This is a genomic window from Parabacteroides goldsteinii DSM 19448 = WAL 12034, from assembly GCF_000969835.1.
GTDB classification, from domain to species: Bacteria; Bacteroidota; Bacteroidia; order Bacteroidales; family Tannerellaceae; genus Parabacteroides; species Parabacteroides goldsteinii.
The window spans coordinates 2,029,882-2,045,219 of record NZ_KQ033913.1; the positions used below are offsets into that span (position 1 = coordinate 2,029,882).

Annotated in this window: 16 protein-coding genes; 1 reads left to right on the top strand and 15 read right to left on the bottom strand. The window is 44.7% G+C overall.

The genetic code is table 11. The features are described from left to right. Positions 1 to 23: 23 nt before the first annotated feature. The 6 genes from HMPREF1535_RS21240 to HMPREF1535_RS21265 all read right to left on the bottom strand — a co-directional run bounded on the left by HMPREF1535_RS21240 (position 24) and on the right by HMPREF1535_RS21265 (position 6,301). Positions 24 to 629, bottom strand: coding sequence for an HAD family hydrolase (locus HMPREF1535_RS21240; RefSeq protein WP_007658225.1), 606 nt, complete (start codon positions 627 to 629; stop codon positions 24 to 26). A 15-nt stretch (positions 630 to 644) separates the two neighbouring features. Beyond that, entirely contained in the window at positions 645 to 1,973 is a 1,329-nt protein-coding gene (locus tag HMPREF1535_RS21245; protein WP_046147397.1) for an ABC transporter substrate-binding protein, read from the bottom strand. Positions 1,974 to 1,992: 19 nt separating this feature from the next. Continuing rightward, a complete protein-coding gene (locus HMPREF1535_RS21250) occupies positions 1,993 to 2,781 on the bottom strand; it encodes an ABC transporter permease (RefSeq protein ID WP_007658229.1) in 789 nt (262 codons plus the stop codon). Then, the gene (locus HMPREF1535_RS21255) at positions 2,778 to 3,551 is read right to left on the bottom strand and encodes an ABC transporter permease (protein ID WP_007658232.1); all 774 of its coding nucleotides are present in this window, start codon (positions 3,549 to 3,551) and stop codon (positions 2,778 to 2,780) included. The genes HMPREF1535_RS21250 and HMPREF1535_RS21255 overlap by 4 nt, the downstream gene beginning before the upstream one ends. 38 nt (positions 3,552 to 3,589) lie before the next feature. After that, positions 3,590 to 4,972: a polyamine ABC transporter ATP-binding protein gene (locus HMPREF1535_RS21260; RefSeq protein WP_007658233.1), complete on the bottom strand. Its 1,383-nt coding sequence runs from the start codon at positions 4,970 to 4,972 to the stop codon at positions 3,590 to 3,592. A 138-nt stretch (positions 4,973 to 5,110) separates the two neighbouring features. After that, the gene (locus HMPREF1535_RS21265) at positions 5,111 to 6,301 is read right to left on the bottom strand and encodes a uracil-xanthine permease family protein (RefSeq protein ID WP_007658234.1); all 1,191 of its coding nucleotides are present in this window, start codon (positions 6,299 to 6,301) and stop codon (positions 5,111 to 5,113) included. Positions 6,302 to 6,364: 63 nt separating this feature from the next. Between HMPREF1535_RS21265 and msrA the strand changes: the two genes are divergently transcribed. After that, complete coding sequence (msrA, locus tag HMPREF1535_RS21270) at positions 6,365 to 6,871, top strand: peptide-methionine (S)-S-oxide reductase MsrA (RefSeq protein ID WP_007658235.1); 507 nt, start codon at positions 6,365 to 6,367, stop codon at positions 6,869 to 6,871. 79 nt (positions 6,872 to 6,950) lie between these two features. Here the strand turns inward: msrA and HMPREF1535_RS21275 are convergent, their stop codons facing one another. From HMPREF1535_RS21275 to rbsK, 9 genes are all read right to left on the bottom strand, one after another. Then, complete coding sequence (locus HMPREF1535_RS21275; RefSeq protein WP_007658236.1) at positions 6,951 to 7,883, bottom strand: glycosyltransferase family 2 protein; 933 nt, start codon at positions 7,881 to 7,883, stop codon at positions 6,951 to 6,953. Positions 7,884 to 7,890: 7 nt separating this feature from the next. Then, complete coding sequence (locus HMPREF1535_RS21280) at positions 7,891 to 8,268, bottom strand: GtrA family protein (RefSeq protein WP_007658237.1); 378 nt, start codon at positions 8,266 to 8,268, stop codon at positions 7,891 to 7,893. Next, the gene (locus tag HMPREF1535_RS21285; RefSeq protein ID WP_007658243.1) at positions 8,243 to 8,998 is read right to left on the bottom strand and encodes a hypothetical protein; all 756 of its coding nucleotides are present in this window, start codon (positions 8,996 to 8,998) and stop codon (positions 8,243 to 8,245) included. The genes HMPREF1535_RS21280 and HMPREF1535_RS21285 overlap by 26 nt, the downstream gene beginning before the upstream one ends. A 157-nt stretch (positions 8,999 to 9,155) precedes the next feature. Next, complete coding sequence (locus tag HMPREF1535_RS21290; RefSeq protein WP_007658249.1) at positions 9,156 to 10,157, bottom strand: GRP family sugar transporter; 1,002 nt, start codon at positions 10,155 to 10,157, stop codon at positions 9,156 to 9,158. Between the two features lie 7 nt (positions 10,158 to 10,164). Continuing rightward, a complete protein-coding gene (locus HMPREF1535_RS21295) occupies positions 10,165 to 11,178 on the bottom strand; it encodes a nucleoside hydrolase (protein WP_007658250.1) in 1,014 nt (337 codons plus the stop codon). Between the two features lie 289 nt (positions 11,179 to 11,467). Then, positions 11,468 to 11,776 (bottom strand): hypothetical protein, encoded by a 309-nt coding sequence (locus HMPREF1535_RS26125; protein WP_007657317.1) that lies wholly within the window; start codon positions 11,774 to 11,776, stop codon positions 11,468 to 11,470. Then, entirely contained in the window at positions 11,773 to 12,726 is a 954-nt protein-coding gene (locus HMPREF1535_RS21305; RefSeq protein ID WP_046147398.1) for an IS110 family RNA-guided transposase, read from the bottom strand. Before HMPREF1535_RS21305 ends, HMPREF1535_RS26125 begins: the two co-directional genes overlap by 4 nt. Before the next feature lie 101 nt (positions 12,727 to 12,827). Further along, positions 12,828 to 14,387 (bottom strand): ADP-ribosylglycohydrolase family protein, encoded by a 1,560-nt coding sequence (locus HMPREF1535_RS21310; RefSeq protein ID WP_007658255.1) that lies wholly within the window; start codon positions 14,385 to 14,387, stop codon positions 12,828 to 12,830. A gap of 19 nt (positions 14,388 to 14,406) precedes the next feature. Further along, positions 14,407 to 15,336 (bottom strand): ribokinase, encoded by a 930-nt coding sequence (gene rbsK, locus HMPREF1535_RS21315; RefSeq protein ID WP_007658257.1) that lies wholly within the window; start codon positions 15,334 to 15,336, stop codon positions 14,407 to 14,409. Positions 15,337 to 15,338 lie beyond the last annotated feature (2 nt).

Here is a 15,338-nt window from a genome sequence, read left to right on the forward strand (position 1 = left end):
CCATATAATGCTAGCCACTTCGCTTATTTAAACAAATGCGACCAGTCTTCCCGCGGCTGGGGAGTATAGGTACGAATACCAAGCGCCTCCGCCGTACGACAGTTAGGTACGGCATCATCCAGGAATAAGGTTTCTTCCGGATTGATACCGGCATCTTTCAAGACATATTCAAATATATCGGCATTGGGCTTGACCATGTTCAACTCATAGGAAAGGTATATCTTTCCGAAAAAGTCTTCGGCATGATGTCCTTTATAGGCAAAGCTATTCTTCTCGGCCCATTGCCAGTGGATCTCATTCGTATTACTGAGAAGCATCGTATTGTATCTGGAACGAAGGTCCATCAATAAATCGAGTTTGTAGGCGGGTATATCATCGAGCATGGCAATCCAGGCAGCATCGATCTGTTCATCGGTCAGGCGCTGCTGGGTAAGGTGACGGATACCGTCCCTGAACTCGGCAGAGGTGATAGTTCCCATCTCTATCTGCATAAACAGGTCTTTACTGTTCAGGATGCAGTCGCGGACATCGGGCACACCAAAACTTTCAAAGGCCTCCACACAGCGGTTGCGGGTCAGATTAATGATCACTCCGCCAAAGTCTATAATCAGATTCTTTATTCCTTCCATACTCATCAATAATAATTACCAGCGTCTGCGACGTCTGCGGTGACGCTGTTTTTGTTTATAATCACGTATTCTGCGGTAGACTACCCAGACAAATAACAAACCGAACACAGCAAAGATCAACAGGACAATACCGGTATTCAGGTTATCGCCTTTCACACGGCTCCACATTTCCAGCACAAGCTCCGTCTCATCGCCAAAGTCACGGATCATAGCACAACGTTCCACCACTTTATGATCGGGATATTGTACCGGATTGATCCGGATACTGTCGTTTCCGGGACCAAAGAAATAGCTGAGATCAGAAAACTCCTCGATTGTCGTATCTATTTTTGCCTCCAGTATCTCCGGTGTGGCAACGGCACTTACATAACCATTGGCATCCATATTGCGCAAGGCAATGTCCGGACGGCAAAGATAATCCAAAAAATAACTGGCAGCCTTCACATTGCGGGCATATTTGGGGATTGCCCAGCCATCATACCAGATATTACTACCTTCGAGCGGCACTTCATAACCCAGCTCCACTCCTACGGCATCGGCTTCTTCCATTGCCCAGACGGCATCTCCGCTCCAGGTAAGGTTCAGCCAGGCCTTGTTTTTGGTCATCATCTCCTTACCGAAGTCGGCTTCCCATCCGGCAATATTGGGTTTCATGCGTTTCAGGTAATCCTCGGCAATAGCGATTGCTTCAGGGGAGTTGTCGTTCATCAATTGTTCTACCGTAACGGTTCCGTCAGCAAGTTCCTTGGCATGAGCATAAATGATGGCAGTACCATAGGCATCGCGATAACTGTCTTTCATTAGGATCTTGTTCTTATACTTGGGATTCCACAGGCAATCCCAGGTCATCACTTCATCCTTTGAAACAAATTTCTTATTATAGAGCAAGCCTGCCGTGCCCCACATATAAGGGACAACGTAGTCGGTCGTTTTCATTCCCGGCTGGCTCAGTTTATTGAGTTGTTCCTGGATATACGGAGAAATGTTATTCAGGTAATCGGGCGTTTTTCCAAAGTTACGGTCAATGGGAAACAACAGCTTTTTCTTCAGCATACGTTCGATGATATATTCCGAAGGACATATCAGGTCGAAATCTTCGTGACCGCGCTCCACCTTGGTCAACATGATCTCGTTAATGTCGAATACCTGGTAAATGATACGAATATCCTCTCCCGTCTGCTCCTTATACCAGACCGGAAATTCATCCAGAATATCTTCATCGATATAATCCGCCCAGTTATAAATTTTCAATATCTTACTGCGCTCTTTTTCCGTACGTGCACAGGACGAAAATACGCCCAGGCAAGCGACAAGTACGCATATTATTTTAATTAGTCTATTCATACCCTACTCCTGTTTGACATTATTTAGCGGCTTTATCAGCTCTCTTATTTATCACAATCAGCAACACCAGTACGGTGACAAAGATGATTGTGGACAACGGACGCAGTTCAGGAGTAAGTCCTCCCTTCCGGGCATCCGCATAGATAAAGGTTGAAAGTGTCTCCAGTCCTTCGTTACCGATAGTAAAGATCGTGACGGCGAAGTCGTCGATCGAAAGCGTGAAAGCCAGGATAAAACCACTGATCATTCCAGGCCATATCTCCGGCATAATCACTTTGCGCAGTGCCTGAAACGGGGTTGCACCCAGATCAAGCGCAGCTTCATACACATTCTGGTTCATCTTTTTCAGACGGGGCATCACACTCAATACAACATAAGGAGTACAGAATGAAATATGCGCCAGCACGACTGTAGTAAATCCCTGCGAAATACCGAAACTGACAAACAACAGGAACAGGGAAACACCGGTTATGATATCTGCATTCATCATCGGTATGGCATTTCCGAAGTTCATGATTCTACGCGAACGGCTTCTCAGGTTGAATATACCGATAGCAGCAATACTTCCCAGGATTGTCGAGATAGATGCAGCCAGCATGGCAATGGCAAATGTATTCCACAAAGCACCTACCAGCGAACGCTGCACGCCTCCGGTAAACAAGGAAGTATACAATTTTGTTGAAAATCCCGTCCAGTTACCCAGCACCTTCGCTTCGGTAAATGAAAAGATCATAATGATCAGGATCGGAGAATAAAGCAGGATAAGAAGCAACCACAGATAGGCCTTCGCCATTATTTTCGTCATCATATCACACCTCCTCCTTCATTTGAGGCATTGTCTTCCTCGTTGGTAAACAGGATCGTGACACCGATCAGCAGCAACATGATAAGAGACAGGGCGGCGCCATAGTTCCACATCCCATTATTGATATTCTCTTGTACGGTCGTACCGAACAGTTTGATATTGTTCATTGTCAGCAACTCGGCAATAGCAAACGTCGAAACGGTCGGCATAAAGACCATCACGATACCGCTCATCACACCGGGCATCGACAAAGGAAAAATTGTCTTCATAAATACCTGGAAAGGATTGGCACCCAAATCCTGTGCGGCTTCAATCAGGCTGCGGTCCATCTTCTGCAAGGTGTTATAGATCGGATAGATCATAAAGGGCAGAAAGTTGTATACCATACCGAAGATCAAGGCTCCTTCGCCCAAAGGCAAATCAAGGAAATCGAACAGGGCGACTGTTGCCAACGTACGGATCAGAATGTTCACCCACATCGGCAGGATAAACAACACGACCATCGTACGGGAAGTATTAAAACGGGCCTGACTCAATATATAGGCTGCCGGATATCCTAAGAGCAGGCAGGCCAAAGTAGTAATGATCGCAATCCCAATAGAATAGACAAAGGTATTCAATGCCTCGGGATGCATCATAAATTTACGGAAGTTGGCGAAAGTAAATGCTCCCTCGGCATCCGTAAAGGCATATAAAACGATCAGGAGCAATGGCATCACTACGAATACCGCCAGAAATAATGCGTAAGGAATCGTCCAGTTCCTGCGCCGCATGAAAAATGCTGAGACTTTATTTATCACTTCCTTTCCTTTTAGTTATGAATAATACGTATATTCTCAGGGGCAATCCGTATACCGACCCGGTCACCATCGTCCCAGACATCTGTCGTATCGACGAAAATATCTTCGTCCCAGTCAGTAAACACTGTCAGATGATAATGGTTCCCTTTGTACAGGATAAATTTCACTTCACCTGTCAGCTTGCCGTCTTCTTCATTATCCTCCAGAATAACATGACGGAAATCGACTTCCACTTTTACAGGAGCGTCCGGTTCCATATCGGAAACTTCGTTACACTCAAAAGTGGTTCCAAGAAATTCCACATGGGTAGAATCAATCATTTTACCTTCAAACGTGTTGCAGACACGTTCTTTCTTCATAACATGAATATCGAATGGTTTTACCAGCAATCCGACTTCCTGTCCGGCTTCAAAACAATGATAATCCTGTACCATGAACTCGTATCCTTCGGGAGTCTGCACCATCATTTCGTAATGGACTCCTTTAAAGATGGAAGAAGTAACCGTTCCGGTCAGCATGGCAGCTTCCGACGGGTCGAATATATAAATATCTTCCGGACGGATTACGACATCGACCGGTGCCTGTTCTCCAAACCCTTCATCGACACATTCAAAATCGTGTCCGGCAAAAGAGACTTGCTTATCTTTTATCATCAATCCGTTCAGGATATTACTTTCACCGATGAAGTCGGCTACAAACGAGTTGATCGGTTCGTTATAGATATCGATCGGGGTTCCTATCTGCTGGATACGGCCTTCGCTCATCACGACAATCGTATCGCTCAACGTTAAAGCTTCTTCCTGGTCATGCGTTACATAAACGAAGGTAATGCCGAGTGACTTATGCATTTCCTTCAATTCCATCTGCATATCTTTACGCATCTTCAGATCGAGTGCAGCCAACGGTTCGTCGAGTAATAACACTTCCGGTTCATTCACAATGGCCCGGGCAATGGCGACACGCTGCTGTTGTCCGCCGGAAAGGGAATCGACATCACGGTATTCATAGTCGGTCATACCGACCATCTTCAAGGCTTGCTTTACCTTCTTTTCGATCACGGCGGAAGGCAGTTTCTTTAATTTCAGGCCGAAAGCGATATTATTGAAAACATTCAGGTGCGGGAACAATGCATATTTCTGAAACACCGTATTGACCGGCCTTTTGTGTGGCGGCGTTTGCGTAATCTCCTTTCCTGCAATGGAGATCTCCCCTTCCGAAGCGGTCTGAAATCCGGCTATCAGACGTAACAATGTGGTCTTACCACAACCGGAAGGTCCCAAAATAGTAACAAACTCGCCCTTACGGACAAACAAATTTACATCATTCAGCACAGCCTTGTCCCCAAAGAACTTGGATACATGTTCTACACTGATAATGCAGTCGGACTTTTGCATAGATTTATCCCTTTTCCTTACAAGTTAAACATAGAATCGCTCGCTTTTATAAAAGCGGCACAAAGGTATACATTTTAAGGGACTTTCAAAACGTCTGAACCGTTAAGAGATGGATATATAAAAGAACGTTACCGAACTTTATTTATTTCCCTTGGGTAACAACAGGTTCAGTAAAACTCCCAACAATGCGGACAACCCGATACCGGCCATTGTAAAACCGCCAAATTCAATTGCTGCGCCACCTATGCCGAAGGTAAGGATCAGCGAAACAATAATCAGGTTACGTGTATCGCCCAGATTCGTCCGGTTTTGTATCAGGCTGTTTATACCGACAGCCGCAATCGTACCGAACAGCAACAACATTATTCCGCCCAACACGGCCGGCGGAATCGATTTCAGAAAAGCACTGATCTTCCCAAAGACAGAAAAGACAATACCTGTCACCGCAGCAATACGGATAACGGTAGGGTCTGTGATCTTTGTCAGCGAGATAGCGCCAGTCACTTCCGAATAGGTCGTTACAGGAGGTCCTCCGATCAGGCCGGCAGCAACACATGCCAAGCCATCCCCCAACATAGTACGGTGCAAACCCGGATCTTTCACAAAATCTTTGCCGGTCACCTCATTGATGGCATATACATCGCCGATATGTTCAATGATCGGGGCGATGGTAACCGGAATCATAAAAATCACAGCTCCCCAGGATAATTCCGGTTTAACGAACTGGGGAAACGCAAACCAGGGAGCGGCAACAATCGGTTCAAAATCAATCACACCAAAGACTGCCCCGGCAATATACCCTACAATGATCCCGCAAAAGATAGGGATCAGCTTGATCATCCCCTTCCCGAGCAAGGATGCCAGAATAGCCGTCAGCAAAGCGATCAGGGCCAGCGGCCAGTTCTCTTTCGCCATATTCACACCGGAACCGGCAAGCGACAAACCAATCAGTATAATAACCGGCCCGATCACGACCGGAGGGAAAAGCGTTTTAATAAAACCGATGCCACGCCATTTAACCAATGCGCTCATCAGTCCGTAGACGGCACCTACGGCAACCAGTCCCGACATCGTACCCGGCAAACCATATAATTCCGTCGCTTTAATGATGGGAGCAACGAAAGCAAAACTACTTCCCAGGAAAATAGGAACTTTTCCTTTCGTAACCAGATGAAAGATCAGTGTACCCAGCCCGGCAGTAAAAAGGGCTGTCGAAGGATCAAGACCGACCAATAAAGGCACCAATACTGTTGCACCAAAGGCTACAAAGAGAAATTGAACGCCCACTATTGTTTTTTGAGCGGGGCTCAGTGATTTTTTGCTGTCCATTGCGAAATAAAAGATTATATTTGCACAAATATAAATAGAATAATTCAAACGCTGAATAAGAATATGACACAGAATAACTTTCATAAAGAAACAGCCTATTTTGCATCCGGCTGTTTTTGGGGAACCCAATATCACCTGGAAAAAGTAAAAGGCGTAGAATATACGCATGTCGGCTACATGGGCGGAACAGTAAATAACCCTTCCTATCCGGAAGTAAAAACAGGGACAACCGGCCATGTAGAAACCGTTGAAGTCATCTTTGATCCTGCACAAACCAGCTTCGAACAATTGCTGCGTCTTTACTTCGAGACCCACGATTTCACACAGGTAGGCGGACAAGGCCCGGACATAGGCAGCCAATATCGCTCCGTTATCTTCTATTGCAATGAAGAACAGAAGGAGATCGCGGAAAGATATATCGGTAAATTATTCGGAATGGGATTTAAAGTAGCTACGGCATTGGAACCTGCCGAGAAATTCTGGATAGGAGAAGACTATCACCAACATTATTACGACAAGAAAGGAGAAACTCCTTATTGTCATATTTATCGGAAGATATTCAATGATTGATTTTGTTTCATCCTAAGGAAACTAAAATTTCTTCCGGGAGAAACAACTGTTTCATCCGGAAGAAACTAAAAATATACTATCAGAAGTTTTTCTTATCGTCAATAATATATTCGGGACGCGCTTTGATTTCATCGAACAGAATCCCTACATATTGTCCTAAAACACCCACCGTCAACAGCTGGACACCGCCGAAGAAAATAACAGATGTCATAATGGAAGTCCAACCGCTTTCGGCATTACTGAACCCGTAGATTTTTCCCAGTGTAAACCAGGCGGCCAAAACAATACCGACCACCACAGCTATAAATCCCAAACTTGTTGCCAACCGAAGCGGCTTTTTAGAGAAATACAACATGGCCGTCGAAGCAAACTTCCACATTTTGCTGAAAGGATATTTCGTTTCACCGGCAATCCGGGCTTCCCGCTCATAATAAAACGGCACCTGCTTATAACCGAGCCAGCTTATCAATCCCCTGATATATTTACCCCGTTCCTGAAAACGGTCGAATTGATCCATAATTTTCCGGTCGATCATACGGAAGTCACCGGTATCCAGCGGAAAGCTGACGTCACTCATATAATTAAGCAAACGGTAAAATGCTTTTGAGGTAATTTTTTTGAAAAAGCTTTCCCCTTCCCTCGATTTTCGTACGCAATAGACTACGTTTGCATGCTCTTTTTCCTGCAATTCCAATATACCGGGAATCAGTTCGGGAGGGTCCTGCATATCGGCATCGAGTATGACGGCCAGATCAGCGTCACAGTTATTGATACCTGCCGTTACGGCCGGCTGATGTCCGAAGTTTCTTGAAAAATGGATTACCTTTACCTGTGGATCGGAGGCAGCTATACCATCCAGCAATTCCCGGGTTTTATCCCGGCTTCCATCGTTTATATAAATAATTTCAGTAGCAATAGGCACCGACTGCAATGCTTCCTTTGTACGACGGTATGATTCGGATATAACCAACTCTTCGTTGTAACACGGCACTATAACTGCAAGCTTCTTCATCTGCTTTTTATGACTTGAATGTATAAAACTTATTCATTACGAAATTAATAACCGTATAAAAAGCCATAGCCAGCAACTGGTTATAATAAGGATCGATCGACAGGTTGGCATTCAGATACATCAGCAAACCTAGTTGCATCAGATAACAGATACCGAACACAACACCGAAACGAACGGCACTGCTCATCCAGCCCGCATCGCTATGGAACGTCCATTGCTTGTTCCAGATAAAACTGTTCAGTACCCCCGCCGCATAACCGACTATATTCGATACAATATCCGAACAACCGAGCAGCTTCATCATTATCCAGATAACGACAGCTGTTATAACGGTGTTCCCCACTCCCACTATACCATACTTAATGGCTTGTTTTACTGTTTCCATTCTTATTTATAATATCAGTGACTTCCTGCTCGGTCAGTTCCTTTACATTTGTTATTGTAAAGATGTCTGAAAGGAAATCGCCGTATTGGTTACATTCATTGATAACCTTGTCAAGGGTTAACTTGATGTCTGCACGTACCGGTATCAAAAACACCAGTTCCACATATTGCTCCCCGATCGTCAGGCGCTCTATCTCGCAGTCGGCCTTCGGCAGGAAATAAGCGAACTCACGTTCTATGACTTTACGCTGATACTCCAGGAAAGGTTTACGATCCCTGGATAACATCAATACGTAAAAGCGCAATTTCTCACCTTTGCCTCCCAGCCCTGTCGAAATATATATTTGTTTCTCATCCGACAACTCCGACTCCAAAGAGATGCGACTTTCCATCAAAGCCATATAAGCCCAGTTGCTCACATCTTCGTCCGGGTGCTGCACATAATCTTCCAGCATCCGGTAGGCTTTCACCTCGCGGGAAGTTGCCAGCATGGATAAAATATATTTCTTATAATCGGTTGTCGACTCCGGATTAGACAGACTTTCGCGGAAGGCTGTATAATCCATATCGTTTAAATCCGGTTTTGCCCTTTCTTTACGAACCTGTTCGGAATACTTGAAATATTCCATCTGAAGTTCAACCGGAACACGCTGTTCTAATATATGGAAATGTCCGTCCATCTTGCTAAAAGAGTCACGGAACTTCTTGAATACATCACCTTCTTCTTTCATAGACCTGTTTTTTTAGTTATATACTATACCCAATAAACAAGAAACTAAGACAAAAGTAAGGCTTTTTCCCGATATTTTTGGCATTAGAGCATAAAAACGGGGATAAATGGCATTTTTATTTACCTTTTATCCCCCAGATCAGTTCAAATTATGCGAATCAAACGCCTGCATAGATCAGGAAACCCAAACCGACAACAAAAAACAGGAACATTCCCAAATTCAGATAACCGGAAGATCTGGGCGCTCCTTTAAATTCATGCCAGATCAGGATTCCCCACAGGGCCGAAACCAATGTTGCACCTTGCCCCAGGCCGTAAGAAATGGCGGCTCCGGCTTTTTCAGAAGCAATCATACTGAATGACTGCCCTATACACCAGATCACTCCGCCTAATATCCCGACAAAATGGGTACGGATATTCCCTTTAAAATAACCGGCAATAGAGACAGGGGCGCCTTCTACCGGTTTTTTCATTGCAATCGTGTTAAAGAGAAAATTGCTGGCAAATACGCCGAGGGCAAAAATGAAAACAGCCGTATAGGGCGTCAACTTGCCTGCTGCGGGAGAGGCAAAGTTTTCCAGATCCATGGAAGCAGCAACAAAACGGTAAAAGAAAGCCATGATCACGCCGGCTGCAACAGAAATAAATATTCCTTTTCCGGAAACTTTTTTTGAGCCGACCAATGCTTTTTTATAAGCCAGCCCGTTCAGAAGGATCGCAACAGCAATCAATGCCACACCGACAAAAATAAACAATGGCTCTCCTTTAGCGGCACCAAAATAATTGATCAGGACACCCAAAACCAAAGCCAAACCAACTCCTACCGGAAAAGCGACGGACATACCGCATATGGCTATTGCTGCCGAAAGCAATATGTTCGAGGCATTAAAAATGATTCCTCCCAAAAACGCACTGCCGATGCTGACCGGTTCGGCCTGCATCAGATCGGGAATAAAACTGCGGCCTTCGGAACCGATACTACCCAAGGTAAAAGCAGAGATAACGGAGAACAAAAGAACTCCGATCACATAATCCCAATAAAAGAACTCATACCTCCATGTCCTGGAGGCCAGTTTCTGTGTATTTCCCCATGAGCCCCAACACAACATGGTCACAACACAAAAAACAATTGCCAATGTATAACTTTGTACAATAAACATATCTTTACTATTTAGAACCAGGTTGATGCATCATATAATTTTCCAGCAAGGCAGCCATCTGACCGGCCGGCATCTTTTCTATCAGACGAAGGTCCTTTCCGTTCTCGTCCGGAATCCAAGTGTTAGTACCTTCCTCATCGATCACTTTGAATATTCCACGTTCCACATTATAATAAGGGTCATATCCTTTAATGGCGACCCAGACAGCCGTAAGATCCCAACTCATCCGTCCGTCCGGATCTCCTTCCGCAAAGCACAAGGCATAAGCATCCTTTACGGGACTATCCGTTATATCGGAAGCGACCAGCTTCTTACCCGTCAAAACGACATTTCCGATCTCAAAACCACTAAAGACAATTTCAGTAGGCCATTGTTCTGCCACAGTCTTCGAAGCCGGCGTGTCACAAAAGACATTGAACTCCCGTCCTTTTGGGAAAAAGCCAGCCATAGCGACAACCTGTTTTACCTTTTTAGCGACCAGTTCTTTTCCTGACAAAGGGCTATATTCGTCACCTTCGGAATGTAACAGGTCTTTCAGATTGGTAAAAAAGCCGATTGTACAGATCACCACACTTTTATCTGGCTGCGCACTCAGCACTTTGCGATATACCTGAACGGCATCAGGAGCATCCGACGTCTTCTTTGTTTTATGAGGATATTTATCAGGCAAAGCCTCCGTCCATTTGATCTTATGACCGGAAGTCATCGTTACACCGCCTTCGCTTTTGGGCGCCCCGACAGGAATGGAAGGACGATTAAAATAGGTATTCAATACTTCGATACAAGGGACGACTGATTCATCATGGTTGGATGACAAAGTTGCAAGAATATCGACATATCCGCTATCAGCCAGGGCATGCATGACAGCCATTGCACCGACATCATCATAATCAGGCCCCAAATCAGTATCCAGGATCAGACTGACAGGCTGCATGGCGGTTTCCTGTACGGTTTTCTTCGGTGTACTGTTACAGGAGACCAGCAGGGATAATACACAGATTAACAAAAATAGATGTTTCATATGTAAATAAATTGCGCTCCCTATCTCAAGAGAGCCGTTTAAACCATTAATAAATTGATTTTTTTAGAATTCAGACAAAACAAAAGAGAGCACTTGTATAGATACAAATGCGGTTGGCTATTATCTTTGGGCATTTTATAATTTTACAACAGCTAAGAAAAAAAAAATTTCATACACGCGTTAAAGGACTCGCAGTCTTGACCGCTTAGCAGTTGAGATCAGTTTCATGAGCGACCTCTTGCTGTTTCTTACGACAACAAGCCAGTAAAAATCGACCTTCTCTATGTTTTTAACCTACTTCTGGGATTGGACCATCATCACGGCTGATTTTAACTTTATAGCCAAGTGCTTCCAGCTCTTTCTTCAAGTAATTTTTCCGTTTCTGCTCCATCCTTTGGTTGAGATATTCCGCACCGAGTTCCTTATACTCACAAGCCTCTTTCAGTACATGCCATACCGATTTCAGGATCGAGTGTCCTACTGCTACTAAAGCCCTCTTTTTCCCTCGACGGGCGGCTAAACGGTGATAACGTGCACTGTAAAAGGTGTTCTTGGTACGGGTGGCTGCCCACGCAGCCTCCGTGATTACGGCTTTCAACTGTTTGTTGCCATGGGTGGTTCTACCACTTTTTTTTTACCTGCGCTCTCGTTATTGCCAGGACAGACACCGGCCCACGAAGCCAGGTGCTTTTCGGTTGGAAAGGCTTCCATATCCACACCTATCTCTGCTATCAGATCTTCAACCGTTTTCCGGCTAAGTCCGGGGATCTTCTGCAAGAGTTCCATCACATTCTCATAAGGAGATAAAACCTCTTTTATACGGCAGGTAAGGTCAGCTATGATGGCTTTCGTCTGTTCCATATCTTTACGGATGGTCTGCAACATATAGATGTGATGCGGTTCTATAAAGCCTTCACAAGCCTGATAAAGAAGTTCCGGACTGGCTTCAAGTTTTTTATGATAGATGCAAGTTATGTCATCCATTGTTACATGACCCTTATCGATCAACATATCTATCAGCTTGTTCGCCACGACTCCGTCCAGGCTGCACACCACGCTGGAAAGTTTGATGTTACAATCTTCCAGGATACGAACAATACGGTTTTTCTCAGAAGATACATGCTGGATCAACTTGTTACGGTAACGGGTTAAATCACGAAGCTCACGTTGTTCACGCTCCGGGATATAACTCGGTTTCAACAAACCTGCTAAAAGCAGTTTGCAAATCCAGCCACTATCCTTTTTATCCGTTTTGTGCCCGGGAACATACTTGATGTGCCGTGCGTTCACGATCCAGACTTTCATATCAGGACATTCAAGAATCTTATAAACCGGCTTCCGGTAAACACCGGTACTTTCCATGGCTACATGCGTAATGCCACTGGATAATAACCATTCTTTTAATTCTGTCAAAGAACTACTGAAGGTCTTGTAACTGCGGGTTTCAGTTTTGAGACCTTCGCCACTTATCGTAGCAACTACCATGTCCTTGTGGACATCTATTCCACAACCCCGGAGGATGACTTGTTCAAAAGGTACTGTTTTCATTGCATTCGTTTTTTCGAGTGAATGACACTAAAGTAAACAATACCCCCCTATTTACATTCTCTTGGACGAAATTTATTTCATGGATGTTTCATGATATGATATTATTGATGGTTTATTTTCAATGGTGCATCCGAATAAACAATCGCTTCACCGAAATTGACTGATGCATCCGGATGGGGATTCAGCCATTTAAAAGTGACGGTGTGCTGTTTTTCAGGCAACTGATATTTCCAGAACAATTCATGGCGGCGGGTAATATATGAAGCGGGTAAATTGGCTGTTTCCACTAATTCCCCATCTATGTACATTTCCACACGGGCAACATACTCGTTATCCCTGGCCTGCACATTCCCTTTAAAGACAATGCCTGTCCCTTCAAATGTAACGTCACCCACTTTTGCCACTTGTTTATTAACACCTATACGGTCTACCGGATATAATCCTTCGAAAGCCTTCTCCAATCTTACCGGAACAGGTTGCTGGCAGGAAATAAAGACATTATCTCCTTCTATCTTCCCTCCATTCCGTTCTACGACCTGCAAAGCCTGGTTAAAACTCATCCGGTAGGTCTTATTCAGAGAGATCGTAGTATAGGCAAAGTCCATATCCTCCACTTCTCTCAGGTTTTTCAACCAATATTCAGGAATCTTGCTGTACCCTAAAACTGTCCCTAAAATTCCAGCGGCCGAAGCCGGATTACAATCGGAATCCTGCCCGCAACGGGTGGCAATATCCATCGTTTTATAAAAATCACCTTCACCATACAACAAACCGATCAGGATATAAGCACTGTTAATTACAGCATCGATATTGAACGGGACAAAAACGCCATCCGGGCAACCGATATCTTCGCTCCATTTCTTTTCGCATTCAAACCAGGTATGTTTCCAATCATACGGAAACTCTTTATGCCAGCGGATCACATCGTTCATACATTGATAATAACGGCTTTCTTCCGGAATCGTTTTAAGGGCTTCGGAAACTATAAACGCTATATCATCCGAAACAAATGCGAGTGAATACATGGCTCCCACATAAACGCCACCATACCAACCGTCGCCATAATTCATGATATGCCCGATCTTATCCGATATCTCCGAAGCTGTATTCGGCATCCCCGGCGACATCAAACCGGCATAATCTGCTTCGATCTGATAATCCAGGTCATCTGCATGCGGATTGTTCAGCCAATGGCCGGAAGCGGGAGGCATGATACCTTGCAGGATATTATAGCGTGCAGCCTGATTGGCATGCCATAGCGTATATCCGGCATTCGCAAATGCCATCGCAAAAGAATCGACAGGTGCATCCAAGCCCAGACGGTCGAAGACATCAACAAAAGTAAGGTCCATATAAACATCGTCATATAATCCCGGAACATTCTCATACCACCATTTTATATACCCGTCCGGCCAGACAATAGGAACATAATCCTGAATCATCGTCCCGTTATAACGAAACTCCGTCGGCCCTCCGTATGTACAACCAATCGTTTGTCCGGCCCAGCCTCCTTTGATCTTATCCATCAATTTGTCTTTGCTGATCGATATTTCCGATGGTAAAACAACTTGCTTTCCTGTTGTCGACGCTCGTTCGGAACAAGCCGTAGAAGCCAACAGGAGAAAACAACCTGATAAAACAGGAATAATTAGATTTTTCATAATATACAGATTATAGTTGTTATTCAAATATATCGACTTCACTCCTGTAAGGGACGGACGATTGTGCCCCGACCCGTGTGACGGAAATAGCGGAAGCTTTACAGGCAAACCGGACAGCCTCGATCTGGTTCCGCCCTTCCGATAAAGCAACAGCCAAGGCGCCATTAAAGACATCACCTGCTGCCGTCGTATCCACAGCCTCTACTTTGAAAGCAGGGATAAACTCCACTCCTTCGTCGCAATAGACCAGCGCCCCTTTTGAACCCAGCGTAATGATGACATTCTGCACGCCCATTTCAGAAAGAACACGTGCTGCCTTAACCGCCGACTCCTGCCCGGTTATTTTAACTCCGGAAATCATTTCCGCCTCTGTTTCGTTAGGCGTAATCATATAAAGATGTTTTAATAACGACGGAGATAACGGTTGTGCCGGAGCCGGATTCAATATCACCTTTTTATTCTTATAATATGCGATCTCTGCAACATATTCTACAGTCTCCATCGGTATCTCTAACTGCATCAAAACAATATCTGCCAGATCGACAGCCTCTTCCGCTTTTGCCAGATCCGAAGGTAATAAATTGGCATTTGCACCGGAAGCCACCACTATACAATTTTCGGCCTGCTCATCTACTGTTATCAGAGCTACGCCGGAAGGATACTCCGAGTCTGAAAAGATATAGGAAGTATTAATCCCCTCCTCTTCGAAAAGTTGCTGAGACTGATGTCCGAAAATATCACTGCCTGTCTTACATATAAAAGTTACAGATGCTCCCAAACGGGCAATAGTGACCGCCTGATTTGCACCTTTTCCTCCGGGATTCATAAAGAAAGTTCCTCCCAGAATGGTTTCCCCCGGACGGGGAAGATGTCCGGCCTTGATTACCATGTCGGTGTTGCTACTGCCCACCACCAGGATATTATGCCGCCTTAATTGTTCTGTATCCATAT